This window comes from Pseudomonas sp. NPDC047961 (genome assembly GCF_050272435.1).
GTDB lineage: Bacteria > Pseudomonadota > Gammaproteobacteria > Pseudomonadales > Pseudomonadaceae > Stutzerimonas.
Genome location: NZ_JBNNMD010000002.1, coordinates 68,258 through 92,322, shown reverse-complemented (window position 1 = coordinate 92,322; position 24,065 = coordinate 68,258). Strand labels below are relative to the sequence as shown.

General features: G+C 57.6%; 27 protein-coding genes and 1 pseudogene. 19 read left to right on the top strand and 9 right to left on the bottom strand.

All coding sequences use genetic code 11. The annotated features are described in order from the left end of the window. The first annotated feature begins 3 nt into the window (after positions 1-3). From ACQKIK_RS06745 to hisC, 11 genes and pseudogenes are all read left to right on the top strand, one after another. Complete coding sequence (locus ACQKIK_RS06745) at positions 4-654, top strand: MlaC/ttg2D family ABC transporter substrate-binding protein (protein ID WP_046163220.1); 651 nt, start codon at positions 4-6, stop codon at positions 652-654. Further along, positions 647-973 carry an STAS domain-containing protein gene (locus tag ACQKIK_RS06740; protein ID WP_499135299.1) on the top strand — a complete coding sequence of 109 codons (327 nt, stop codon included), beginning with the start codon at positions 647-649 and terminating at the stop codon, positions 971-973. Before ACQKIK_RS06745 ends, ACQKIK_RS06740 begins: the two co-directional genes overlap by 8 nt. Continuing rightward, positions 973-1,266, top strand: a complete 294-nt coding sequence (locus tag ACQKIK_RS06735; protein ID WP_499135298.1) for a phosphate-starvation-inducible PsiE family protein — start codon at positions 973-975, stop codon at positions 1,264-1,266. Before ACQKIK_RS06740 ends, ACQKIK_RS06735 begins: the two co-directional genes overlap by 1 nt. Positions 1,267-1,297: 31 nt before the next feature. After that, positions 1,298-1,777, top strand: a complete 480-nt coding sequence (locus ACQKIK_RS06730) for a phosphate-starvation-inducible protein PsiE (protein WP_499135877.1) — start codon at positions 1,298-1,300, stop codon at positions 1,775-1,777. A 119-nt stretch (positions 1,778-1,896) separates the two neighbouring features. Further along, on the top strand, positions 1,897-2,661 hold the full coding sequence (locus tag ACQKIK_RS06725) for an RES domain-containing protein (RefSeq protein ID WP_499135296.1): 765 nt from the start codon (positions 1,897-1,899) through the stop codon (positions 2,659-2,661). A 62-nt stretch (positions 2,662-2,723) separates the two neighbouring features. Continuing rightward, positions 2,724-2,969, top strand: a pseudogene (locus ACQKIK_RS06720) (phosphate-starvation-inducible protein PsiE); the annotation flags it as partial. 99 nt (positions 2,970-3,068) lie between these two features. Then, complete coding sequence (locus tag ACQKIK_RS06715) at positions 3,069-3,308, top strand: BolA family protein (protein ID WP_045424742.1); 240 nt, start codon at positions 3,069-3,071, stop codon at positions 3,306-3,308. Positions 3,309-3,410: 102 nt separating this feature from the next. Further along, the gene (murA, locus tag ACQKIK_RS06710; protein WP_499135294.1) at positions 3,411-4,676 is read left to right on the top strand and encodes a UDP-N-acetylglucosamine 1-carboxyvinyltransferase; all 1,266 of its coding nucleotides are present in this window, start codon (positions 3,411-3,413) and stop codon (positions 4,674-4,676) included. Between the two features lie 115 nt (positions 4,677-4,791). Next, positions 4,792-5,421, top strand: coding sequence for an ATP phosphoribosyltransferase (gene hisG / locus ACQKIK_RS06705; protein WP_045424748.1), 630 nt, complete (start codon positions 4,792-4,794; stop codon positions 5,419-5,421). A 131-nt stretch (positions 5,422-5,552) separates the two neighbouring features. After that, positions 5,553-6,863: a histidinol dehydrogenase gene (gene hisD, locus ACQKIK_RS06700; RefSeq protein ID WP_256044780.1), complete on the top strand. Its 1,311-nt coding sequence runs from the start codon at positions 5,553-5,555 to the stop codon at positions 6,861-6,863. Positions 6,864-6,981: 118 nt separating this feature from the next. Next, positions 6,982-8,037 carry a histidinol-phosphate transaminase gene (gene hisC, locus ACQKIK_RS06695; protein WP_499135291.1) on the top strand — a complete coding sequence of 352 codons (1,056 nt, stop codon included), beginning with the start codon at positions 6,982-6,984 and terminating at the stop codon, positions 8,035-8,037. A gap of 254 nt (positions 8,038-8,291) precedes the next feature. Here the strand turns inward: hisC and algW are convergent, their stop codons facing one another. Then, entirely contained in the window at positions 8,292-9,449 is a 1,158-nt protein-coding gene (algW, locus tag ACQKIK_RS06690) for a Do family serine endopeptidase AlgW (RefSeq protein ID WP_045424755.1), read from the bottom strand. 215 nt (positions 9,450-9,664) lie between these two features. Here algW and ACQKIK_RS06685 point away from each other — a divergent pair, with 215 nt between their 5' ends. The 3 genes from ACQKIK_RS06685 (at position 9,665) to cysN (ending at position 13,429) form a co-directional block, all read left to right on the top strand. Continuing rightward, on the top strand, positions 9,665-10,423 hold the full coding sequence (locus ACQKIK_RS06685; RefSeq protein WP_499135288.1) for a Nif3-like dinuclear metal center hexameric protein: 759 nt from the start codon (positions 9,665-9,667) through the stop codon (positions 10,421-10,423). 177 nt (positions 10,424-10,600) lie between these two features. Then, positions 10,601-11,518 (top strand): sulfate adenylyltransferase subunit CysD, encoded by a 918-nt coding sequence (gene cysD, locus ACQKIK_RS06680; RefSeq protein ID WP_463287431.1) that lies wholly within the window; start codon positions 10,601-10,603, stop codon positions 11,516-11,518. A 12-nt stretch (positions 11,519-11,530) separates the two neighbouring features. After that, complete coding sequence (gene cysN / locus ACQKIK_RS06675; protein ID WP_499135285.1) at positions 11,531-13,429, top strand: sulfate adenylyltransferase subunit CysN; 1,899 nt, start codon at positions 11,531-11,533, stop codon at positions 13,427-13,429. A gap of 152 nt (positions 13,430-13,581) precedes the next feature. Here the strand turns inward: cysN and ACQKIK_RS06670 are convergent, their stop codons facing one another. The 7 genes from ACQKIK_RS06670 to ACQKIK_RS06640 all read right to left on the bottom strand — a co-directional run bounded on the left by ACQKIK_RS06670 (position 13,582) and on the right by ACQKIK_RS06640 (position 18,073). Beyond that, on the bottom strand, positions 13,582-14,019 hold the full coding sequence (locus ACQKIK_RS06670) for a YtoQ family protein (protein ID WP_499135283.1): 438 nt from the start codon (positions 14,017-14,019) through the stop codon (positions 13,582-13,584). Between the two features lie 193 nt (positions 14,020-14,212). Then, complete coding sequence (locus ACQKIK_RS06665) at positions 14,213-15,115, bottom strand: ABC transporter ATP-binding protein (RefSeq protein WP_499135282.1); 903 nt, start codon at positions 15,113-15,115, stop codon at positions 14,213-14,215. Continuing rightward, positions 15,112-15,858: a hypothetical protein gene (locus ACQKIK_RS06660; protein ID WP_499135280.1), complete on the bottom strand. Its 747-nt coding sequence runs from the start codon at positions 15,856-15,858 to the stop codon at positions 15,112-15,114. Before ACQKIK_RS06660 ends, ACQKIK_RS06665 begins: the two co-directional genes overlap by 4 nt. Positions 15,859-15,949: 91 nt before the next feature. Continuing rightward, positions 15,950-16,759 (bottom strand): ABC transporter permease, encoded by an 810-nt coding sequence (locus tag ACQKIK_RS06655; protein ID WP_499135278.1) that lies wholly within the window; start codon positions 16,757-16,759, stop codon positions 15,950-15,952. A 387-nt stretch (positions 16,760-17,146) separates the two neighbouring features. Beyond that, positions 17,147-17,338 carry a type IV pilin protein gene (locus tag ACQKIK_RS06650; RefSeq protein WP_499135277.1) on the bottom strand — a complete coding sequence of 64 codons (192 nt, stop codon included), beginning with the start codon at positions 17,336-17,338 and terminating at the stop codon, positions 17,147-17,149. A gap of 85 nt (positions 17,339-17,423) precedes the next feature. Beyond that, positions 17,424-17,861, bottom strand: a complete 438-nt coding sequence (locus ACQKIK_RS06645) for a hypothetical protein (RefSeq protein WP_499135276.1) — start codon at positions 17,859-17,861, stop codon at positions 17,424-17,426. Positions 17,862-17,887: 26 nt separating this feature from the next. Continuing rightward, positions 17,888-18,073 (bottom strand): type IV pilin protein, encoded by a 186-nt coding sequence (locus tag ACQKIK_RS06640; RefSeq protein WP_009867989.1) that lies wholly within the window; start codon positions 18,071-18,073, stop codon positions 17,888-17,890. A gap of 502 nt (positions 18,074-18,575) precedes the next feature. On the opposite strand from ACQKIK_RS06640, the gene pilB reads away from it, so the two are divergent. From pilB to yacG, 5 genes are all read left to right on the top strand, one after another. Then, positions 18,576-20,282, top strand: coding sequence for a type IV-A pilus assembly ATPase PilB (pilB, locus tag ACQKIK_RS06635; protein WP_499135274.1), 1,707 nt, complete (start codon positions 18,576-18,578; stop codon positions 20,280-20,282). A gap of 2 nt (positions 20,283-20,284) precedes the next feature. Further along, a complete protein-coding gene (locus ACQKIK_RS06630) occupies positions 20,285-21,505 on the top strand; it encodes a type II secretion system F family protein (protein ID WP_499135272.1) in 1,221 nt (406 codons plus the stop codon). Positions 21,506-21,509: 4 nt separating this feature from the next. Then, positions 21,510-22,373 carry a prepilin peptidase gene (locus ACQKIK_RS06625; protein WP_499135271.1) on the top strand — a complete coding sequence of 288 codons (864 nt, stop codon included), beginning with the start codon at positions 21,510-21,512 and terminating at the stop codon, positions 22,371-22,373. A gap of 127 nt (positions 22,374-22,500) precedes the next feature. After that, positions 22,501-23,109, top strand: coding sequence for a dephospho-CoA kinase (gene coaE / locus ACQKIK_RS06620; RefSeq protein WP_499135269.1), 609 nt, complete (start codon positions 22,501-22,503; stop codon positions 23,107-23,109). After that, positions 23,106-23,303, top strand: coding sequence for a DNA gyrase inhibitor YacG (gene yacG / locus ACQKIK_RS06615; protein ID WP_499135268.1), 198 nt, complete (start codon positions 23,106-23,108; stop codon positions 23,301-23,303). The genes coaE and yacG overlap by 4 nt, the downstream gene beginning before the upstream one ends. A gap of 53 nt (positions 23,304-23,356) precedes the next feature. Here the strand turns inward: yacG and ACQKIK_RS06610 are convergent, their stop codons facing one another. Then, positions 23,357-24,049, bottom strand: coding sequence for an energy-coupling factor ABC transporter permease (locus ACQKIK_RS06610; RefSeq protein ID WP_499135267.1), 693 nt, complete (start codon positions 24,047-24,049; stop codon positions 23,357-23,359). Between the last annotated feature and the right edge of the window lie 16 nt (positions 24,050-24,065).

Here is a 24,065-nt window from a genome sequence, read left to right as displayed (position 1 = left end):
CCCATGATGACTGCCCTGCGTCGCGGCTTGCTGGTGCTGCTGGCTGCCTTTCCCTTCCTGGTTCAGGCGGCGCCCAGCGCCCATGAAGTGATCGAGCGCACCACTGATGAATTGCTTGCTGATCTCAAGGCGAACAAGGAGCAATACCGGCAGGATCCGAGCGCGTTTTACGAGTCGCTCAACAATATTCTGGGGCCGGTGGTGGATGCCGAAGGAATTTCACGGAGCATCATGACCGTGAAGTACTCGCGTAATGCGAGCCCTGCCCAGATGACTCGTTTCCAAGAAAACTTCAAACGCAGCCTGATGCAGTTCTACGGAAATGCGCTGCTGGAATACAACAATCAGCAGATCAAGGTCCTTCCCGCCAGTGGCAAGCAGGACCCGGAGCGCACCAGTGTCGGTATGGAAGTGACGGGTCGTCAGGGCGAGATTTATCCCGTGTCCTACACCATGGTCAATCATGATGGGGTTTGGATGGTTCGCAACGTCATCATCAATGGAATCAATATCGGCAAGCTGTTCCGAGATCAATTTGCCGATTCGATGCAGAAGAACAATGACGATCTGGATAAGACCATCGATGGTTGGGCCGAGGTAGTGGCGCGAGCCAAGGACACCGAGGCGGGTCAACGGGCGGCGGGCGATGAGTGACGGACGGGTTGAGCGGGGCGCTGACGGCGAGATTCGCCTGTCGGGCGTGCTCGACTATCAGTCCGGCCCAGCCTTGCGTCGGCAGGGACAGGCGCTGATTCGTCAGGCCAAGGGCACGCGCGTGTCGGTCAATTGCTCCGAGGTTGAACGATCCAGTAGCGTCGGCTTGTCTTTGCTTTTGGCCTTCACCCGGGATGTACAGAAACAGGGCGATGAGCTTGTTATTACTGGTTTGCCCGCTGACATGCGGGAGCTAGCGCGGGTATCCGGTTTGCTGGATGTCCTTTCGCTGGCGAACGAAACAGAAGGAGCTGTGTAATGTTGCTGCGCTGGGCGGAATCGACGCGGGCCAAGGTGCACTTGGCCGCTGAGTCGTTGGGTAATCTTCTGGTCGAGACCTTTCATTACCTGTCGCTGTTCGCGATCGGTGCCGTCACCGCCTGGGCTGGGTTGGTTGCGTTTCTGGGCATGGTCGAGAAAGGCAGCATCAGCGTTGATGACATTCTGCTGCTGTTCATCTATCTCGAGCTCGGTGCGATGGTGGGTATCTACTTCAAGACCAACAAGGCTATTTCTAACACACGTTTCCGTGCGGTCGGCTTGCTAGCCTAGTGCTCGCTGAGATCCAATTGCGTCTTTGGTGATTGATATGAAGTGGGCTGATAACAGTCGTATGCGAATGCATGACCGGGCGAACTCGCTAGGAAATCTGTTGGTAGAAGGATTCCATTATCTTGGCTTGTTTGCGATTGGTGCAGCCACTGCGTGGGCATCGGTGGCGGCCTTTGTGGCAATGTTTAACAAAGGTCATGCAAGTATAGATGATATTTTATTGCTCTTTATCTATTTAGAGCTGGGGGCAATGGTAGGGATTTATTTCAAAACGAATCATCTACCTATAAGGTTTTTGCTTTATATAGCAATAACTGCCTTGACTCGCTATTTGATTGGTGATGTATCACATCATAAGGCCCCAGATGTGGGGTTGCTTTATCTGTGTGGTGGGATATTTTTCCTTTCCCTTTCAGTGCTGGCTGTTAGATTTGCGTCATACAAGTTTCCTTCCAGTAAATCTATAGATGCGTCTGGCGATTTAATAGGGGATAACAGTTTAGAGAGATGATTAGGTGTGATGGCTGCTATTACAGATAAATTCCCGCCGATGCCTCTTGGTAATTTAATACATAGGATTAACCGGTTTCCCACCGCTACTCTGGCTGAAAGCACTTACTGATATCTGACTTGGTCAAGGTTCATCCCTTGGTTAGTATGGATTTCAGTGCGGGTTCAATATTTAGGCGGGCCAGAAAGATTGGCGAATACGAATACCCGTCCTCGGTTCAAGATCTGCTTTGGAGAGCTGAAGGTGCTCCGAGTGTTGGTAGGGCGAATCCTGAAGGTTTTCCTGTTTTGTATTTGGCCGATAGGCCAGAAACGGCGTTCAGCGAAATTCATGTCAATGATGAAACTGTTCTGCTCTCGGAGTTAAGGCTTCGAGAAGGTACGAAGTGCAGGATCGCACCAGTAGGTGAATTTCAACAAATTCAACGCACAGGTAGAGGGTTCTTAAGTGGAGATGCCTCTGCTGTAATCAATAATATGCTGAATGCATGTGATTTGGAACAGGCAAGGTCGTTGCTGATTGCGGATGCTTTTCTGTTCAAATGTTTAGTTGAAGATGACGAAAAATATACGGTTTCATCGTTCGTCGCTAAGTCAATTTTTGAGAAAAATAGGCAAATCTCGACTGTTGCTTATCCGAGTGTAAGGCAATATGGGGCAATAAATTTCGCAGTGAAAACTGATGGATTTTGGGATTCTTGGAGTGTGGTTGGGGCTCGCCGTATGCGTGTCCGTCATCAGGCTTGCGGCTATTACGAAACTTCACAAGCCGAGCATGTGGTAGTGATTACTGAGAACGGCCGATTGGACTGGGAGCAGGGGGTGGTGGCGGATAACGTTGCTCAAAGATTGGAGCCGGCATGGTATCCGGATGTGAAAAATTAGTTTTTCTTTGTGTTTTAAACTTGGCGGTGTGTTAGAAACGGGTTGCGGGGCCCCAGTTGGTCAAGACCAACCATATGCCGGTGCGCTTTTTGATCTATGTCGCAATCACCGCGTTGACCCGGCTGCTGATCTCCGACGTCTCGCACCACCACCGTCCGGATATGGGTGTCGTCTATATTTCCGGCGCGATCCTGCTACTGGCGGTGGCTATTCTGGTGGTGCGCTTCGCGTCATCTCGTTTCCCCGCGGTGGCGCCCAGCAGCCGACATCCGCAGCGCCGCGACGCGGATGCCGAAACGCTCGACTGAATGCAGCTTCGTCAGTCAGCGCGGCTTCGGGGTTCGCAGCCTCCGGGCTTTTTTGTATGATGACCGGCCGTGCGCGTCCGGCGCCGATCGAGGTTGAACATGCAGGCCGTAGAAGTTAAGAATTTTCTGGAAGAGAAGCTTTCAGGCGCTCAGGTGGAAGTCGAAGGCGAGGGCTGCAACTTCCAATTGAATGTGATCAGCGACGAGTTGGCGGGCATGAGTCCGGTCAAGCGTCAGCAACAGATTTATGCTCATCTGAATCCGTGGATCGCCGACGGCAGCATCCACGCCGTTACGATGAAATTCTTCAGTCGTGCCGACTGGCTCGCGCGTGGCTGATCGCCGGTCATAACAGGCATCTCTCAGTCCTTGCGCGACCGACAAAGTCGTGCACGGCTCTTCTTCGCCAGTGCTTCGAGCCTGCGGGTTACGGGAACATTCATGGATAAACTGATCATCACCGGCGGTGCCCGCCTCAACGGCGAGATCCGCATCTCCGGCGCCAAGAACTCGGCCCTTCCGATTCTGGCCGCTACCTTGCTGGCCGATACTCCAGTGACCGTCTGCAATCTGCCGCACTTGCACGACATTACCACCATGATCGAGCTGTTCGGCCGTATGGGCGTGCAACCGGTCATCGACGAAAAACTCAGCGTTGAAGTCGACGCCAGCAGCATCCAGACGCTGGTCGCGCCCTACGAGCTGGTCAAGACCATGCGTGCTTCGATTCTCGTTCTGGGGCCAATGGTGGCTCGGTTCGGCGAAGCCGAGGTTGCCCTGCCCGGCGGCTGTGCCATCGGCTCGCGTCCGGTGGATCTGCATATACGTGGTCTGGAGGCAATGGGCGCGAAGATCGACGTCGAAGGCGGCTATATCAAGGCCAAGGCGCCAGCTGGCGGCCTGCGCGGTGCACATTTCTTCTTCGATATCGTCAGCGTGACCGGTACCGAGAACATCATGATGGCGGCGGCATTGGCCAAGGGCCGCTCCGTGCTGGAGAACGCCGCGCGTGAGCCGGAGGTGGTCGACCTGGCCAACTTCCTCAACGCCATGGGTGCACAAGTTTCCGGCGCCGGAACCGACACCATCACCATCGACGGTGTGAAGCGCCTGGGCGGCGGTCGTTATAGCGTGATGCCCGACCGCATCGAGACGGGCACCTATCTGGTGGCCGCTGCCGCCACTGGCGGACGCGTAAAGCTCAAGGACACCGATGCGACGCTGCTCGAGGCGGTGTTGCACAAGCTCGAAGAGGCCGGTGCCCACATCGACACCGGGAGCAACTGGATCGAGCTGGACATGAAGGGCAATCGGCCCAGAGCGGTAAATATTCGCACAGCGCCGTATCCTGCGTTTCCGACCGATATGCAGGCGCAGTTCATTGCCATGAACGCGATCGCTGAAGGCACTGGGACGGTTATCGAGACGGTGTTCGAGAACCGCTTCATGCACGTTTACGAAATGAATCGCATGGGTTCGCAGATTCTTGTCGAGGGCAATACCGCTATCGTGACCGGCGTGCCCAAGCTTAAGGGTGCTCCGGTCATGGCGACCGACCTGCGAGCGTCAGCGAGCCTGGTCATCGCGGGCTTGGTGGCTGAGGGCGATACATTGATCGACCGCATCTACCACATCGACCGCGGTTACGAGTGCATCGAGGAAAAGCTGCAATTGCTGGGCGCCAAGATTCGCCGCGTACCGGGCTAACTTAGGGAATAGGCTAGGGTTGCCGGCTCGATGTTGGCAGCCCACCGCCGAGGTCTGCAATTGCCCGGGCCGATGCCAAGGTCGCCATCAATAGGCTTCAAGGAATAAACCGTTCATGCTCACCATCGCCCTGTCCAAAGGCCGCATCCTCGACGATACGCTGCCGCTGCTCGCCGCCGCCGGTATCGTCCCCACCGAGAATCCGGAAAAAAGCCGTAAGCTGATCATCCCGACTACGCAAGACGATGTGCGTCTGCTGATCGTGCGTGCCACGGATGTACCGACATATGTCGAGCACGGCGCCGCGGACCTTGGCGTCGCGGGCAAGGACGTGCTGATGGAGTACGGCGGGCAAGGGCTGTACGAGCCGCTGGACCTGCGGATCGCCAACTGCAAGTTGATGACGGCCGGAAAGGTCGGTGCAGCAGAGCCCAAGGGGCGTCTGCGGGTTGCGACCAAATTCGTCAACGTCGCCAAGCGCTACTACGCCGAGCAGGGGCGGCAGGTCGATATCATTAAGCTCTACGGCTCAATGGAGCTTGCGCCTCTGGTAGGGCTGGCAGACAAGATTATCGACGTCGTCGACACCGGTAATACGCTGCGCGCCAATGGGTTGGAGCCCCAGGAACTGATCGCCATGATCAGCTCGCGCCTGGTGGTCAACAAGGCCTCAATGAAGATGCAGCATGCGCGCATCCAGGCCCTGATCGATGCGCTCCAGAGCGCCATTGCGCACCACGAGTGATCAACAGCCGGGCGGTACACGGCCGGCCAGCCTATCCGCGTCATAGCCTAAATATCCAGGTGCCCGCGCGGTCGGCTTGTTAGTCTAGGGCGCCTGACTATCGCTGTACTCATCCCTTCATGAGGCCCGTTATGACCGCTCCCATCGACATCCGCCGACTCAATGCAGCTGATCCCGATTTCGCGCGACACCTGGATCATCTGTTGAGCTGGGAAAGCGTGTCCGATGATGGTGTCAATCAGCGGGTGCTGGAGATTATCAAGGCCGTTCGCGAGCGTGGCGATGCCGCACTGGTGGAGCTGACCCAGCGTTTTGATGGCCTTGAAGTCGCCTCCATGGCTGACCTGATCCTACCGCGTGAGCGGCTTGAGCTGGCGCTTACACGGATCAGCTCGGCCCAGCGCCAAGCGCTGGAAGCTGCCGCCGAACGTGTCCGCCTCTATCATGAAAGGCAAAAGCAGGACTCCTGGACCTACACCGAAGCTGACGGCACCGTGCTTGGTCAGAAAGTCACGCCACTTGATCGCGCGGGCCTGTACGTGCCAGGTGGCAAGGCATCGTATCCATCGTCAGTGCTGATGAACGCCATCCCTGCGAAGGTTGCAGGGGTGCCGGAGGTCGTGATGGTGGTCCCCACTCCGCGCGGTGAAATCAACGAGCTGGTGCTGGCTGCCGCGTGCATCGCTGGCGTCGATCGGGTATTCACCATCGGTGGGGCTCAGGCTGTCGCTGCGCTGGCCTACGGAACCGAAAGCGTCCCGCCAGTCGACAAGATTGTCGGGCCAGGCAACATCTATGTCGCGACGGCCAAGCGCCACGTGTTCGGCAAAGTCGGTATCGACATGATCGCCGGCCCCTCCGAGATTCTGGTGGTGTGCGACGGCCAGACCGATCCCGACTGGATCGCCATGGATCTGTTTTCCCAGGCCGAGCACGACGAAGATGCGCAGTCGATTCTGGTCAGCCCGGATGCAGCTTTCCTCGACCGGGTCGCTGAAAGCATCTCCCGTTTGCTGCCGACCCTTGAACGTAGCGAAATCGCTCGCGCCTCGCTGCAGGGGCGTGGGGCATTGATTCAGGTTGCTGACATGCAGCAGGCGATTGATGTCGCTAATCGCATCGCGCCCGAGCACCTCGAGCTATCAGTGGCTGATCCCGATGCGTGGCTGCCGCAGATTCGACATGCGGGAGCGATTTTCATGGGGCGTTACACAGCCGAGGCGTTGGGCGATTACTGCGCTGGGCCGAATCATGTCTTGCCAACCTCGGGCACTGCGCGATTCTCGTCACCCTTGGGCGTGTACGATTTCCAGAAACGCTCCTCGATCATCAACTGTTCGGCTGAAGGTGCATCCGAGCTGGGCAAGGTCGCCTCGGTACTGGCGCGCGGTGAGTCTCTCACCGCTCACGCACGCAGCGCCGAGTACCGAATCAAGGGGTAACTATAACCAAGCGGAGCGGATGAGGCTTCGCTTGTTCTGTCTTGCCACCCGACCGGTAGGGAGCGCCTCACCGATTCCACCGGCGGCAATCGATCATTTTCTGAGGAGAGAAGGGCGGATGAGCAAATTCTGGAGCCCCTTCGTAAAAGAGCTAGTTCCCTATGTGCCCGGTGAGCAGCCGAAGCTGACCAATTTGGTCAAGCTCAACACCAATGAGAACCCCTACGGCCCTTCGCCCAAGGCGCTCGCAGCGATGCAGGCCGAGCTGACCGACAACCTGCGCCTGTATCCAGATCCGAACGGTGAGCGACTCAAGCGCGCCGTCGCTGATTACTATCACGTCCGGCCGGACCAGGTTTTCGTCGGCAATGGTTCGGACGAGGTACTGGCCCACGTCTTTCACGGGCTCTTCCAGCATGGCAAGCCGCTGCTGTTTCCCGACGTAACCTACAGCTTCTACCCGGTCTATTGCGCCCTGTATGGCATCGCCTATGAGGCTATCGCGCTGGATGACAAGTTTCAGATCGAGGCGGCCGATTACGCTCGGCCAAACGGGGGAATAATTTTTCCCAATCCCAACGCGCCGACAGGTTGCCTGCTGCCGCTTGAGGCCATCGAGCGGCTGCTGCAGAAAAACCCCGATTCGGTCGTTGTGGTTGATGAAGCCTATATCGACTTCGGCGGTGAGTCGGCAATCGCATTAGTGGATCGTTACCCGAACCTGCTGGTTACCCAGACATTATCCAAATCTCGCTCGCTGGCAGGGCTGCGTGTCGGTCTGGCGGTAGGGCATCCGGATCTGATTGAGGCTCTGGAGCGCATCAAGAACAGTTTCAACTCCTACCCGCTGGACCGCATCGCCATTGCCGGCGCTGCGGCTGCGTTCGAAGACCGCGCATATTTCGAGCAAACCTGCCAGCAGGTGATCGCCAGCCGCGAAGCCGTGACGGTTGCGATGCAGGAGTTAGGCTTTGAGGTGCTGCCCTCGGCAGCGAACTTCATCTTCGCCCGGCATCCGCAGCGCGACGCTGCTGCGCTGGCAGCCGGGCTTCGCGAACACGGCGTTATCGTGCGGCACTTCAAGCAGGGGCGCATCGAGCAGTTTCTGCGGATCAGTATCGGGGCGCCGGAGCAGAATCAGGCATTGCTCGATGCGCTAAAGCACATCAGCTAATCCGGCGCGCTAAGCGTCCTGTTACATGCCGCTGCTATCTCCGGTCGGTGATAGCAGCGGCCAGTTTGATCGTGTCGCCGTTCTCCGGACACCCTGCTCGGCATAGACCGGGCAGGAGTGTTTCGTTCCTACAGCGGTCTCTCTGCTCAGTTGAATTACCGCTACGGTTTTCGCCTCACTGGAGGACGCAAAGCCCGGGCCTGCTCGAGCGTCGAGTACGCCCCCCCGCTTGATTGCTTGGCCGAACGAGCGGGCTATTGCGGAGCTTTCTCCACCAGTGGCCGCATGCCCACCTCGGCTGTCAGCGTCAGCGGCTTGCCGTTACGCAGAATGTCGATGTCTATTTTGTCCCCCGGTCGCACCTGGGCAACCTGATTCATTGAACTGCGACCATCGCTTGCCTGCGCACCATCGATGCTGAGGATGAGGTCGCCCGGCAGCAGACCAGCGCGTTCAGCCGGCCCATCGCGGTAGACACCAGCAACAACGATTCCGGGCCGACCGGCTTGGCCGAAGGACTCTGCTAGTTCCGGTGTGAGCGATTGCACCTCGACACCTAGCCAGCCGCGAATGACCTGGCCATGCTCGATGATGGATTTCATCACGTCCATGGCGAGCTTCACCGGGATGGCGAAGCCGATGCCCTGTGATCCGCCGGACTCGGAGATGATTGCCGTGTTTATGCCGATCAGGTGGCCGGCAGTATCCACCAGCGCACCACCCGAGTTACCGCGGTTGATCGCCGCGTCGGTCTGGATGAAGTCCTCGTAGGTATTCAGACCCAGCTGGTTACGGCCGGTTGCGCTGATGATGCCCATCGTCACGGTTTGGCCCACGCCGAACGGATTACCGATCGCCAGCGTCACGTCCCCGATGCGAATGCCATCCGAGCGGCCGATGGTGATTGCAGGTAGGTCCGCCAGGTCGATCTTGAGCACTGCTAGATCGGTTTCAGGGTCGCTGCCGATTACCCGTGCCAAGGTTTCCCGACCATCGCGCAACGCCACGACGATCTGTTCCGCATTCGCCGTGACGTGGTTGTTGGTCAGCAGGTAGCCTTCCGGGCTCATGATCACCGCCGAGCCCAGGCTCGATTCCATGCGGCGTTGACGCGGCAGGTTGTCCCCATAGAAGCGCCGGAACAGCGGATCGTCCTTAAGCATGGGCGGCTGGCTGGCGCTATCGATCACCTTGGTGGTGTAGAGATTAGCCACTGCGGGCGCAGCGCTGCTGACTGCGTTGGCATAGGAGTAAGGGCCTTGCTGGGGGATGCCGATCAGCGGCGCTTGCTGCAGGCTGTACTCCGGCTCGGCGCCGAGCCCTACCAGATGCGGGTAGCGCTGAATGATCAGCAGGGCCACTAGCAGGCCTACCAGCAACGGCCAGCCAAAAAAACGCAGGGCATTGATCATCGCGATGGGACGTCCGAGCAGGTTGCGGAAGGCGAGAGCGCCTCTTAAGGTGGCGGCATTATACGAAGCTGGCCGTGAAATGCAGCCTTGCCGGCGGCAAAACTGCAACGCACCGTCTAGAACGGTTAATCCGCAACATTTTCTGATGTTTGTCTCGTCTGTTATTTCGTAAATAACGCCGCTTTCTAGTCACTGATTCCGTAGGAGGATGCTGCATGGCCGTCGCGCTGACCACTCTGGTCGATGAATCCGACCGCTTCCTGAATGCTGCGAAGATTCCCGACTATTGTCCTAACGGCTTGCAAGTAGAGGGGCGCCCGCAGGTACAGCGCATCGTCAGCGGCGTCACCGCTAGCCAGGCGTTGCTGGATGCAGCCGTCGAGGCGCAAGCCGATGTGGTGCTGGTGCACCACGGCTATTTCTGGAAGAACGAAGATCCGCGTGTAGTTGGAATCAAGCAGCGCCGGCTGAAAACACTGCTCAGCAATGACATCAGTTTGCTTGCCTATCACCTGCCACTCGACGTCCATCCCGAGGTGGGTAACAACGTGCAATTGGCGCGCCTGCTCGGGTTGACCATTGAGGGCGCTTTGGAGCCGGATAATCCTCGTTCGGTCGGGCTTGTAGGCGCCCTCGATACGCCGCTTATGCCGGCTGATTTCATGCGTCGAGTTCACGCTGCGCTTGGGCGTGAGCCGCTGATGGTCGAAGGCCCTGGCTTGATCAGGCGGATTGCCTGGTGCACTGGCGGTGCACAGGGCTATATCGATCAAGCGGTAACCGCAGGCGTCGATGCCTACCTGACGGGAGAAATTTCGGAGCCCACGGTGCATATCGCACGCGAAAACGGACTGAGCTTTTTTGCCGCCGGTCATCACGCCACGGAGCGGTATGGCGTTCAGGCCCTGGGTGAACATCTTGCGAAGCAGTTTGCCATCGAGCATCTGTTCATCGATTGCCCAAATCCCGCGTGACGCGGCGCCTTCGAAGGCTGCAGCGCTGTGTGATTCGGAAAGTAGGGAAGGGTTCGCCCGGCATAAAGCTAGAGCATTTAGATCTAACAGGCGTCCTGATTAGAATCTAATGCCGTGCTAAAGTTGCGCCTCGTTCCGGCCGTGCCGGCCGTCCCATCTGCAAATTCGTGAGTAGCCATGGTCGACAAACTGACGCATCTGAAACAGCTGGAGGCGGAAAGCATCCACATCATCCGTGAGGTGGCCGCCGAGTTCGACAACCCGGTGATGCTCTATTCCATCGGCAAGGATTCGGCGGTGATGCTGCATCTGGCGCGCAAGGCATTCTTCCCCGGGCGTCTGCCGTTCCCGGTGATGCATGTGGATACGCGCTGGAAATTTCAGGAGATGTACCGGTTCCGCGAGCAGATGGTCAACGAGATGGATCTGGACCTGATCACGCACATCAACCCGGATGGCGTGGCGCAGAACATCAATCCGTTCACTCACGGCAGCGCCAAGCACACCGACATCATGAAGACCGAGGGCCTCAAGCAGGCGCTCGACAAGCACGGCTTCGATGCAGCTTTCGGCGGCGCCCGCCGCGACGAAGAGAAGTCTCGTGCCAAGGAGCGCGTCTACTCCTTCCGCGACAGCAAGCACCGCTGGGACCCAAAGAATCAGCGCCCGGAACTCTGGAACGTCTATAACGGCAACGTGAAGAAGGGCGAGTCCATCCGCGTCTTCCCCTTGTCGAACTGGACCGAGCTGGATATCTGGCAGTACATCTATCTGGAACAGATCCCGATCGTGCCCTTGTATTACGCCGCCGAGCGCGAGGTTATCGAGAAGAACGGTACGCTGATCATGATCGACGACGAGCGCATCCTCGAGCACCTCACCGACGAGGAGAAGGGACGCATCGAGAAGCGCATGGTCCGCTTCCGTACCCTTGGCTGCTACCCATTGACCGGTGCGGTGGAATCTACGGCGTCAAGCCTTCCCGAGATCATCCAGGAAATGCTCCTGACGCGTACTTCCGAACGTCAGGGCCGTGTCATCGACCACGATGGCGCAGGTTCGATGGAAGAAAAGAAACGTCAGGGCTACTTCTAAGGATTCCGCACCATGTCTCATCAGTCTGATTTGATCAGCGAGGACATCCTCGCGTACCTGGCGCAGCACGAGCGCAAAGAGCTCCTGCGCTTTCTCACTTGCGGCAACGTCGACGACGGCAAGAGCACCCTGATCGGGCGCCTGCTGCACGACTCGAAGATGATCTATGAAGATCACCTTGAAGCAATTACCCGCGATTCGAAGAAATCCGGCACCACGGGCGATGATGTCGACCTAGCGCTGCTGGTCGACGGCCTGCAGGCCGAGCGCGAGCAGGGCATTACCATCGATGTTGCCTACCGCTATTTCTCCACTGCCAAGCGCAAGTTCATCATTGCCGACACCCCCGGCCATGAGCAGTACACGCGCAACATGGCGACCGGCGCCTCGACCTGCGACCTGGCGATCATCCTGGTCGACGCCCGCTACGGCGTGCAGACCCAGACCAAGCGCCACAGCTTCATCACCTCGTTGCTGGGCATCAAGCACATCGTCGTGGCCATCAACAAGATGGACCTGATGGACTTCGACCAGTCGGTGTTCGAGCGAATCAAGGCCGATTACCTGGCCTTTGCCGAACGTATCGAGCTCAAGCCGTCGTCTCTGCATTTTGTGCCGATGTCCGCGCTCAAGGGCGATAACGTGGTCAACCGTTCCGAGCGCGCGCCTTGGTATGAAGGGCAGTCGCTGATGGAGATTCTCGAGAGCGTCGAGATCGCTGGCGACCGCAATTTCGACGACTTGCGCTTTCCTGTTCAGTACGTCAACCGTCCCAACCTCAACTTCCGCGGCTTCGCTGGCACGCTGGCAAGCGGCATCGTGCGCAAGGGCGATGAAATCGTTGTGCTGCCGTCCGGCAAGCGCAGCACGGTCAAATCCATCGTGACCTACGACGGGGAGCTGGAGCAGGCGACACCAGGCGAAGCGATCACTCTGACGCTGGAAGACGAGATCGACGTCTCCCGTGGTGACATGCTCGTGCATGCCGACAACCTGCCGCGCATCACTGATAGTTTCGACGCCATGCTGGTTTGGATGGCCGAGGAACCGATGCTGCCCGGCAAGAAATACGACATCAAACGTGCCACCAGCTACGTGCCCGGCTCTGTTGCCAGCATCACCCATCGTGTGGACGTGAACACGTTGGAGCATGGCCCGGCCAGTAGCCTGCAGCTGAACGAGATTGGGCGGGTCAAGGTCAGCCTGGACGCTGCGATTGCGCTGGATGGATATGCGAGGAATCCAGCTACCGGCTCGTTTATCATCATTGACCGCCTGACCAACGGCACCGTTGGTGCGGGTATGATCATTGCCGACCCGGTCGGTCATGGCTCCTCAGGTCATCACGGTGCGCTGGCTCATGTATCCACCGAAGAGCGTGCAAGCCGTTTCGGTCAACAGCCAGCAACCGTGCTGTTCACCGGCTTGTCCGGCGCAGGCAAAAGCACCCTGGCCTATGCGGTCGAGCGCAAGCTGTTCGACATGGGCCGCGCTGTCTATGTGCTGGATGGCCAAAACCTACGCCACGATTTGAACAAGGGTCTGCCGCAGGATCGCGCCGGTCGCACCGAGAACTGGCGCCGTGCTGCGCATGTGGCGCGTCAGTTCAACGAAGCCGGTTTGCTGACCCTCGCCGCGTTCGTCGCTCCAGATGCCGAAGGTCGCGAACAGGCCAAGGCGCTGATCGGCACCGATCGGGCTATCACCGTTTATGTTCAGGCTTCACCGCAGGCCTGCCAGCAGCGCGATCCGCAGGGGTTGTACACAGCTGGCGGTGACAACATCCCGGGTGAGTCCTTCCCCTACGATGTACCGGTGAACGCTGATCTGGTGATCGACACCGAGTCGCTTACGGTCGAGGAGAGTGCCAAGCAGGTTATCGATCTACTGCGCAAGCGTTGCGCTATCTGATCGATGAAGTGAGACATTCCGCCTTGGGTAGCCAGGGCGTTCAGGCTGATGATCAACCCCGCCCATGTGGCGGGGTTTCTTTTGGGGGCCGGCAAATAGCTTTAAGAGTGGATCTCGCATTTGATGTGTGCCAGTTGCAACTCATCCGGCACTTACTGCACCACGTATTTTAAAATTTCCACGACCTGTTCGCTGGTGGTGGCCCAAGCCATGGCAGCCGCATCCACTTCCTTCAGCGGGTGCACAATGTCGTCGTCATGCAGCGTGACATAAGGCTTGCCCCGCGCCGCGCAATAGCCAGCATCAAACGCCGCGTTCCACTGCTTGTACTTGTCGCCGAAACGCACCACCACGAGGTCCGCTTGCTGGATCAGCGTCTTGGTGCGGATTGCATTGACCTTGGACGACTTGTGGTCGCGCCAGAAGGCGTTGGGCTCGGCGCCTAGGCAATCACCGGCGGCATCGCTGGCTTCGTGATTAGTTACGGCTGAGGTGAATCGCACATCCAATCCGGCTGCGGCGGTGCCGCGCTTGATCTCGTCGCGCCAGTCGGTGTGAATTTCGCCGGACAGATAAACGGTAAAGCTCATGAATTCTCCTAAGATTTGGGCTGCGCTGCGCTTTGGCAAAGAGGGTTCGATGCTAGCCCGGTAGGCGCCTCAAGGCCAGCCACTGGCGGAAGCTCAGCGGGTGATCATGCTTTTGTAGGGAGCGCGCCGTCGCGGCGGATGCTGCTCTAGAGGCCGGCGCAATCAGGTGCATCCCGCAAAAGGCGTCTGACGATTACGCCTGGGCAGCCTCGGCGAGAATGCGGAAAAACACAGTCTCTAGTGATACTGCGGGCTTGACGGTCAGCAGGTGGCCGCCGGTGTTGCCCAGCTGCGCGATGGCAGCCGGTAGCTCGCTTTGTGCAAGCTCGCACTCGAACTCGCCGGGGCGAAGCGCGACACACGCTGGCGTAAGCGACTGATCCGCCTGGTAACGCAGGATAAAACAGTCAGCGCGCTCAGCAGCCAATTCGCGCGGTGAGCGAACCGTGACCAGCTGGCCCTTGTTGATAAAGCCGAAACGGTCGGCAATGCGCTCCACGTCATGCAGCACGTGAGAAGTGAAGAAGATCGCGCCACCTTGTTTCTTGTACTCATTGAGGATCTCGACCACATCCTTGCGGCCCACCGGGTCAAGGCCGGACAGCGGCTCGTCGAGAATCAGCAGGCGTGGCTCGACAGCCATGGCATGGGCCAGCGCGACCCGCTGTGCGTTGCCTTTGGAGAGCTCGCGCATCCGCCGCTTACCGGTGCCGTCCACGGAGAATCGCTCCAGCCACTGCAAACACCAGGCATCCGCGTCGCTGCGCTTGATGCCGTACATCGACAGGCCCATGCGCAGTATTTCCAGCGGCGTGAATTGGTCGTACAGCGCCGGCGCTTCCGGCACATAGGCCATGCCCTGGCGGGCTTCGGCCCGGCGGGCATCAATGCCGTAAAGCGTCACCTGACCCTGGTAGTCGTTGATGATGTCCAGCATGATCTTGATCGTCGTGGACTTACCGGCACCGTTGGGGCCGACAAAGCCGAACACCTCGCCTTCGGCCAGACTGAAGCTGACATCCCGCACCGCCTGGACCTGTTTGCCTTTAGCTCGGTAGGTATGGCTGACACCCTGAAACTCAACGGCTGCGCTCAAGGCTGTTCCTCCAGTCCGGCAATCTTCAGTTTTTTCAGTTCAATGCGCCCGTCACGCAGCTCGTAGCCGAGGCGCAAAGGGTCGGCTGGCAAATTGTCGATCAGGTGCTGTTCGACCAGTTGCTCAAGCGCTATCAGCGAACCATGTTTGTCTTCATAGCGGCGTTGCGCCTCGCGCAGCGCGATCAGACCCTGAAGGCGAACAACGCGCTTGTCGAGCATATCTCGCAGCTTTGGGTCGGCTGCGCTGTCACGTTGTTGAATCAGGTAGTTGAGTGCCAGGCGTTCGTCGGCGAACTGCTCGGCGCGCAGCATCACTGCTAATTTGCGCATGGGAGCGGCGTTCTGCGATGAGCGTTCTGCGCCAATTTCCAACACGCGAGCCGCTTCTTCATTGTTGTGCTGGAAGAACGAGAGGTTGATGCCATAGAAGAAAGGTGGGATTTCATCCCAGTAGCGGCACTTGACGGCTGCGCGCAATACCTCATTCCCTTCTTCTACCGCACCGCCCCAGGTCAGCAAACCGTTGGCTAGATAATAGTTGTCTTCGTGGCAAGGGTTGAGCCGAGCGACCTCGCGCTGGGCGCGGACCAGGTAGCCAGTGTCGACGCCTCGGTCATCCATGCCAGTGGCGGCCAGGCGCATGGTTTCTAGATCCGCGGCCAGAAAACGGTCGCCGCCGTGGAGCGCGATCAGCAGCGGCGCAGGAATGACCACGCGATCGGCGAAGAATAACGGTGTCATTGCTAAAGGCTGCTGGGCGCGCCAGGTAGCAATCCCAGCGAATAGAGCGAAGCTCAGCAGGGCGGACAGTAACGAGTGGAGCGCGCGCATATCAGGCGAAACGCTTACGTTGCAAGGCCCATACCGCCACGGCCAGCAAGCCTACTGTATAGCTCAGGGTCGATAGCACCAGCCAGGGCCAGTCAGCCGGCAGCAATTCCATTCGCCCGTAGAGGGTGACCATGCGCACGTCCAGCAAACCCAGGTCCGGCAGCAGATAGCTCAGCAGGCCGACACCGGAACGGTAGGTTTCGCCATCTGTTACCACTAACGCGTCGCGGGTGAGCAGTTCAAATATTGCACCAAATGAGCGAGCAATCAGCATAAAGCCGAACGTGCCGATCAGTACGAAGCTAGGCGTAGATGCTATCACCGCGAGGAGGGTGGCAACGGCGGTCAGCAGCAGCAGATCGAGGCCGATAAAAGCAACGGTGACCAGATAATGGAGCTCCAGCGCAACCGGGGTATTTTGAGCGTAGCCCAGACCAATCGACCAGACCAGCAGCGCCAGCGCGCCGGCGAGCAACAGCAGTAGGCCGAGCGTCAGGCTGGCTACGGCCATGAAGCGGCCGAGCAACAGGCTATGGCGTGGGTGCGGATAGGACAGGGTGTTCAGGAAATAGCGCCTATCGAATTCGCGTGATAGCAGCTCTTGGGTCGTCAATACTAGCACCAAGGGCAACAGTAGACGGATCACAGATAGACCGATATCCATTGCGACCGTAGCGGGTTGTCGCCCGCTGAATTGCGCGGCTAGAAGTGCGGCGAGCGCAAGCACGAGTAGAGAGCCGCCTGCCCGCCAGCTAAAGCGGGAGCGAAACGCGACGCGGAACCCGGTTGACAGGGTTGGTGAAAACAACATGAGATATTCTCTAGCCATAGAGGTTAAGCGTGCGGGTAGGAATTGCAGTCCGGTCTAGACTTGTGCCCCACACGATGTGCGATGTGCGGCGAGGGATTGGGTGCAGAGGCTTTGTTCGCACGGACTACACCCGACCTACAGCCCTGATGCAGGGGAAAGTGACTCCCAAGGGTAAAAATGTAAATAGGGTGACGGCCAGCCAGCCAACCGAAGCGGGCGCCTTGCGCTAGGCAGAACCTGATCGGAATATCCTGCAAATCGGCATGAAATTATGTATCGCTAGGAACAGGCGGAGATGGCCGCGATTCAAAAGTCGTGGAAAGTGCACGCTCTAATTTATTGGTTATCTTCTGATTGCGTAAGTGGTGCGGATTAATTTGTATATGATTATCGGGCTAGGTTGCTAGACATTAAGGCGGCAGCTGCGCGAGTGTCAGCTTTAGCGCTAGTGTCATTCGCTTTGGCTCGATATTCGCTAAACTGCGGCAACGCGATGGCGGTGAGAATTCCAATAATGGAAATAACTATAAGTAGTTCTATTATAGTAAATCCGCATGTATAACTGATTTCGGTATCCATGTTTTGGTTCGTCGATTTCGCAATGAGCTTTTTCGCGTGCCATAAGAGAGCCAAAGAAGGCAAGAAACCTTCTTTGGCTCATGTTTTACTTGGTGATTAGCGTTTCTGCCGTTGCGGCAGTGCAATTTCCACCAAGTTCTTTCTGCGCAACTGATCCGCCTTTGCTGCTCGCCACATAGCCTCTGTAGTCACTGCTTTCAAAGGTATCGGTAGTCGCCTTGCATGAGCCATTGTTCCAGACTGCCGGGGTCGTGCCGTCTGCTGGTGTTACGATTGCACATTTAACGTCCATCGACTTGCGGCTGCCCGCCTTATGGCACGCTGCAACGTTAATTGTGCTGGTTATTTCGTTGCAAGAGTAAGCTCCGCTAACATTGTTAGACAGGTTTAGTGTTACTTGCTCACCAAGCAGTTTGCAGTCAGCAGTTGTAATGGCTGTACCTGACTTGATTTCTGCTGCGCCAGCAAGTGTAGAGATGCCCGCGGCTGAGATGAACAGAAGGGCCAAAATATTCTTCTTCATTTTCTTTTCCTTGAATTGGATAAAGGTCAGAGCTGAGCCGCAGTCATAACGCTGATGCTGTTCTTAACATCTGCTTGCGCAGTCGAATCATTCGCCTTGGCGCGATACTCGTTGAACTGAGGAATCGCGATGGCCGCCAGAATGCCGATAATCGCTACCACAATCATCAGCTCGATCAGAGTGAAACCTTTTTGCTTCTTGATGGATTTCATACAAAGCTCCTTGTTGGTGAGGTCGTTGGACCTGAGGAGACAAGAGCAGCTTCTGTGCCAGGCGGGGCGGTGGGGTTTGGAAGATAGTCGGTGTTGTGCGGTGGCTCACTTTTTCGGAGTTGTGCTGGGTCGGTGGTAGGCGCCGGGCTTTAGCTTGTGGAGCCAAGCTGCGTCGCGGGGCGCGCCTCCTACAGGAGTGTGAGCCTAGTCTGAGGCCCCGCTGGGCTTGGGCTGTGGGCGCTTAGGCGCTGGGCCTCGGCCAAATGCCTCGGCTTATATAAGAGATGCTCGGCAGCGTTTAGCCGCGAGGGCGCGCCTCCTACAGTTTGTGCTGCGGGTGAGAGCAGTTGAGCTAGTAGTTGTTGGCGGTGTAGCTCGGTTAGAGAACAGCGCCCCCAGTCAACAAGTGACAAAAATTGCCACCTCTCCTAAGCGTGTTTGGCAGGTCTTTGGAACTACGTTATAAGGGCGCGACATTCCCCTGGCCTTTATAGGCAGTTCAATGAACGAAAACGCTCCCCTCGGTGGTTTGGCTCGCCAGCTAGTATTGGTCGGTCAGCTTGATGAAAAGATCGCGCTGCAGGCGCAGCAGCAGGCCCAGCGCAATCAGGTGCCGCTGGTTTCATGGCTGGTGCAGAACAAACTGGTGAAAAGCCGGGCGGTGGCGGAGGTCGCGGGAGAGCAGTTCGGCGTTCCGTACTTCGATCTCACCACGCTGGATAAAGAAACCCAGCCTCAAGATCTGATTAGCGAAAAGCTGGTCCGCCAGCATCGCGTGCTTCCACTGCAGCGGCGCGGCAACAAGCTGTATGTGGCCGTTTCCGACCCGACCAATCACCAGGCCATCAGCGATATTCAGTTCAATACCGGACTCTCGGTCGAGTCGGTGCTGGTGGAAGACGACAAACTTGGCGAAGCCATCGAAAAGCTGTTCGAGTCGGCCAATACCGCGCTGGATGGCCTGTCCGATTCCGATCTGGACGATCTGGATATCGAGGTGGGTGGCGGGGCTGCCGCCAAGGAAGAAGGTGAGCACAACGAGGCGGATGACGCCCCGGTTGTACGCTTCGTCAACAAGATGCTGCTGGATGCGATCAAGCGGGGCTCCTCCGACTTGCACTTCGAGCCCTACGAAAAGTCCTATCGCGTGCGGTTTCGTACCGATGGGGTGTTGCATGAGGTGGCGAGGCCGCCGGTGCAGCTGGTCAGTCGGATTTCGGCTCGCCTCAAGGTCATGGCGGCGTTGGACATTGCCGAGCGGCGCAAGCCCCAGGACGGGCGAATCAAGATGAAAGTCTCCAAGACCAAGTCCATTGATTTCCGGGTGAACAGTCTGCCCACGCTGTGGGGCGAGAAGATCGTGATGCGTATCCTCGATTCCTCCAGTGCCAAGATGGGAATCGACGCGCTGGGTTATGAGGAGGATCAAAAGGCGCTGTACATGGCCGCGCTGAAACAGCCGCAAGGGATGATTTTGGTGACGGGCCCGACCGGTTCGGGCAAGACGGTTTCGCTGTACACCGGGCTGAACATTCTGAATACCGTGGACGTGAACATTTCTACGGCCGAAGACCCGGTGGAGATCAACCTGGAGGGTATTAATCAGGTCAACGTCAATCCGCGTCAGGGCATGGATTTCGCCCAGGCGCTACGCGCCTTTCTGCGTCAGGATCCGGACATCATCATGGTAGGGGAAATTCGAGACCTGGAGACTGCGGAGATTGCCGTCAAGGCCGCCCAAACCGGCCATATGGTCATGTCGACCCTTCACACCAACAGTGCTGCGGAGACGCTCACTCGTCTGCGTAACATGGGCGTACCGGCCTTTAACATCGCTACCTCAGTCAACCTGATCATTGCCCAGCGGCTCGCTCGTAAGCTTTGCTCTAGCTGTAAAAAGGAAGTGGAGGTGCCACGCGAGGCGCTTTTGAAGGAAGGGATACCAGAAGACAGAATTGGCACCTTTCAGCTCTACGGGCCGGTGGGCTGTGAGAATTGCAATGGCGGATACAAGGGTCGTGTCGGTATTTATGAAGTGGTTAAAATCACGCCTGCCCTGCAGCGGCTTATCATGGAAGAAGGCAACTCCATCGATATCGCCATTCAGGCGCGCAAAGATGGATTCAATGATTTGCGCATTTCCGGTCTGGTCAAAGCCATGAATGGCATTACCAGCCTGGAAGAAGTCAACCGCGTGACCAAGGATTAACCATGGCGGAAAAAGCGTTGAAAACCAGTGTTTTCACCTGGGAAGGGACTGACCGCAAGGGCAGTAAAATCAAGGGTGAGCTCTCCGGTCAAAGCCCGGCGCTGATCAAGGCGCAACTCCGCAAGCAGGGCATCAATCCGCTAAAGGTGCGCAAGAAGGCTGTCTCCCTGTTTGGCGCCGGCAAGAAAATCAAGCCGATGGACATCGCCCTTTTTACGCGACAGATGGCCACCATGATGAAGGCGGGTGTGCCACTACTGCAGTCCTTCGACATCATCGGAGAAGGTTTCGACAACCCCAACATGCGCAAGTTGGTGGACGAGGTTAAGCAGGAGGTGGCGGCGGGTAACAGCTTCGCTGGCTCGCTGCGCAAGAAGCCGCAATATTTCGATGATCTCTACTGCAACCTGGTGGAGTCCGGTGAGCAATCCGGTGCGCTGGAAACCCTGCTGGACCGGGTTGCGACCTATAAGGAGAAAACCGAGCAGCTAAAGGCCAAGATCAAAAAGGCAATGACCTACCCGATCGCGGTGATTGTGGTGGCGATCATCGTTTCAGCCATCCTCCTTATAAAGGTCGTGCCTCAATTCGAAAGTGTGTTCGAGGGATTTGGTGCCGAACTGCCTGCTTTTACTATGATGGTGGTCGGGTTGTCCCGGTGGCTGCAGGAGTGGTGGTATCTAGTGTTAATCGGCCTGTTCACTGCAGCGTTCCTCTTTAAGCACAGCTACAAGCGTTCAGAGAAATTTCGCGATACGTTGGATCGAGTTCTTCTCAAGACACCAATCGTCGGTGACATCATGTACAAGGCGGTGGTGGCCCGCTACGCGCGGACCTTATCGACAACCTTCGCTGCCGGTGTGCCGCTGGTTGACGCGTTGGATTCGGTTGCCGGTGCCACTGGTAACGTGGTCTTCCGCAATGCCGTCGGCAAGATTCGCAACGATGTGTCTTCGGGTGTGCAGCTCAATTTTTCGATGCGTACCACAGGCGTATTCCCGTCCATGGCGATTCAGATGACCGCAATCGGCGAAGAATCCGGGTCGCTGGATGAGATGCTAGATAAAGTTGCCAGCTTCTACGAGGAGGAGGTCGACAACATGGTCGACAACCTGACCACTTTGATGGAGCCTCTAATCATGGCGGTGCTGGGTGTGCTTGTTGGCGGTCTGATCATTGCCATGTACCTGCCCATTTTCCAGCTCGGCAGTGTGGTCGGATAAAGCAATGATTCTCGACGTTCTGGCCAGCAGCACGCTGGCCTTTGTTTTATGTGCACTGGTGCTGGGTTTGCTGGTGGGCAGTTTTCTCAACGTTGTTATCCACCGTCTTCCGATCATGATGCAGCGGGACTGGCGTGCTCAGGCGCGTGAATATCTTGATTTGCCGATCGAGCCGACTGCGACCTTCAATTTGGTTCTGCCCAACTCTCACTGTCCGCAGTGCGATCATGAAATACGCCCGTGGGAAAATATTCCCTTGGTCAGCTGGCTAGCGCTGCGTGGCAAATGCTCGTCGTGCCGTGCGCCGATCAGCAGTCGCTACCCCTTGGTCGAACTGCTGTGCGGTGTTTTGTCTGGCTATGTGGCCTGGCACTTCGGCTTCTCCTGGCAGGCTGGGGCGATGCTGTTGCTGACCTGGGGCCTGCTGGCAATGAGCATGATCGATGTCGATCACCAGTTGCTGCCTGACTCACTTGTGTTGCCGCTGCTTTGGCTGGGTTTGATTGCTAACTATTTTGGTTTGTTCGCTCCGTTGCCTGATGCGGTGTGGGGGGCGGTTGCTGGATATCTCTGCCTGTGGTCGGTGTACTGGCTGTTCAAGCTTGTGACTGGCAAGGAGGGCATGGGCTACGGCGACTTCAAGCTGCTGGCGATGCTGGGGGCTTGGGGTGGTTGGCAAGTTTTGCCGCTGACCATTCTTCTCTCTTCGGTCGTGGGTGCGGTGCTAGGCACTATCATGCTGCGCATGCAGAAGGCCGATAGCGGGACGACAATTCCCTTTGGTCCCTACCTCGCCATTGCGGGATGGGTCGCTTTGCTCTGGGGCGACCAGATCACCTCGGCGTATCTTCAATTTGCCCGGTTCTAACGGCGGGTTGTTTGCTGGAGCGGGTTGATCCGCGCTGTGGGTCCTTCGGCCAGGTTTGTCTCGCTCTTGCATCCTCGCTTTTCAAGCGTTACTACTGCGCGTTGTTTTGAAGCCTGGACGGTGCGTGATGAAACCTTGGGTACTGGGTTTGACTGGCGGGATCGGCAGCGGCAAGAGTGCCGTGGTGGAGGCTTTCGGCCGGCTGGGGGTGCACTGGGTTGATGCCGACCATGCTGCACGCTGGGTTGTCGAGCCAGGCCGCCCGGCCCTGGGGCTGATTGTCGATCGGTTCGGTGAGGGTGTTCTTGCGTTCGACGGGGGGCTGGATAGAGCGGCACTGCGCGAGCTGGTGTTTCGCGAGCCTGAACAGCGCAAATGGCTTGAGCAACTGTTGCATCCGCTGATACGCCAGGAAGTCGCTGAGCATCTTGCTCGGGCGACCTCGCCGTACGCGATCATGGTATCGCCATTATTGGTGGAGTCCGGTCAACACCAGCAGGTTGCGCGCGTGCTGGTTGTCGATGTGCCAGAGGCGCTGCAGTTGGAGCGCGCCATCCAGCGCGATCAATCCAGCGAAGCGCAGATCCGCGCCATTCTCGACGCACAGACCAGCCGCGAAGAGCGTTTGCGTCATGCTGATGATGTGCTGGTCAATGATCGGGACCGGGCCTGGCTGGAGAGTGAGGTTAAACGTTTACATGATTTTTATCTGACGCTAAGAGGAGGTCAGGAATGAGTATTCCTGTTGTCGATTGCCCGACATGCGGCGCGCCGGTCGAGTGGAGTGTCAAAAGTGCGAATCGACCTTTTTGTTCGGAGCGGTGCAAGCTGATCGACTTAGGTGCCTGGGCATCGGAAGAGCATGCGATCCCGGGTAATGAGCTTGAGGATGATCTGTTTTCCGACGATATGCCGCCGCGCCAGCACTGAGGGCGCGTTCGCGTCGCGGCTTGATTGTGCGGCTGGCTAGCGCTACGGCTTACTCACATATCATCGTTGCTGTCGTCTTTCCAAGGAGCTTGCAAGTAGCGACTGCGGTTGAAGGTTTCCATCCAGTCCGGATAGAACACCACTAATGCACTAACGACCGCGCCGTTGATAAAAGCCTCGGGAAACATCACCAACCAGATGTACCCGGCGAAATCATCCAGCCAGGGCGGCATTGGATAGAGGCCGTCGATTAGTAAGATTCCGAGCCCTGCCAGGATGCAGATCAGGGTCGCAAGGCCGGCCGCAAAAAAACCCGAAAAGAATATATAGACGAATAGGTTGCGAGGCTGGGTGCGCTCCACGGCGATCGCGCAAGCTTCGGTGACCGTCACGGGTATCAATACCAGCAGCACGCCATTCAGGCCGAGGGCAACCAATTGCTGGTGGCCTGTGACCGTCAATCCAAGTTGGGCGACAAAGGCAGCGAGAATCGCCAAGGGCCAGTCGAGCAGTAGCGTGACCGCAGTCAGTCCAATGAAGTGGAAAGACAAACCCGAATCGAAGTCTCGGCGGACCAGCCAAAGCAGAAAGACCGCAAGGACCGCGCCGAACAGCAGGTGCTGGCGCCGCGTATCGCTAAACAGCTCGACCCAGGGTGCACGCATGCAGGCCCATATCAGTCCGGCGGCATAGAGCAGCCAGCCCAGCACTAGGCTGGTCGGGGCAAGCAATTCGGCAGCGATCATCTATGCGCTCCTTGCG